The following is a 736-nucleotide window of genomic DNA, read 5'->3' as shown; positions in this document are numbered from 1 at the left end:
AGACGATCCCCAGTGCCGGGGGCGACATCGAATGTGCACGTCGCCAGTCTTCCTTCAAAACGTTGACGTTTGGCCAGCATCCCAAGAGGCGACGGCTGTCGCATCTGAAGTGTAGACAGATACGGATGCGGGAAGAGCCTCGGGGGCGAAGGAGGCTGGGGCGGTCGCTGAAGTGCTTAGTGCCGTCTATGACGGCCTACCCTTTGCGGATTCTACTATGGCTTCAGGCCAGGACGAAACCCGCCCATGGCGCCGGATGCATTTCATACAGCGATCATGAGCCAACGTGTGAGTTGGGTACTCGATGCCGGCCCCGTATCCTGCAACTATCAAACTATGCCTGCGGGCGGGTGCCGCGGTGGACCGACTTGTTCATCACGCAACGATCTTCGAAATGAACGTCGAAAGCTATCGACGACGTTCCGCCATGGAGGCCAAACGCCAGCGCGGCAGGCCAGCCTCATTCGCGACAATCAAAGGCACCGCACAGTTTGTCGCGGAGCGGCAATCAGACCACGATGAAGCTCTTGCCAGCGACAATCAACATGATAACTTCATCCCGACCGCGACATAAGAATCTCATCCAGATTGTCGCGCGCGTCTCATCCTGATCGCCGCGCCATAGGTCGCATAACTATCAAGCGCGCAACGGGTTCTGTCAGCAGCTACACCGCATATGGTTCCGTTGCCTGAGGCGGCGAAATCAGAAAGGCCGGCGGATGGATTGGTTGGAACC

General features: G+C 57.9%; 1 pseudogene. It reads left to right on the top strand.

Annotated elements, in window-relative coordinates:
* Window positions 1-352 precede the first annotated feature (352 nt).
* Window positions 353-574 (top strand): annotated as a pseudogene (locus tag RCCGE510_RS32700) (hypothetical protein); the annotation flags it as partial.
* Between the last annotated feature and the right edge of the window lie 162 nt (window positions 575-736).

This window comes from Rhizobium sp. CCGE 510, assembly GCF_000292525.1.
Taxonomy (GTDB): domain Bacteria; phylum Pseudomonadota; class Alphaproteobacteria; order Rhizobiales; family Rhizobiaceae; genus Rhizobium.
Note: the sequence above shows the minus strand (reverse complement) of the source record. Positions and strands in the feature narration are given on the sequence as shown.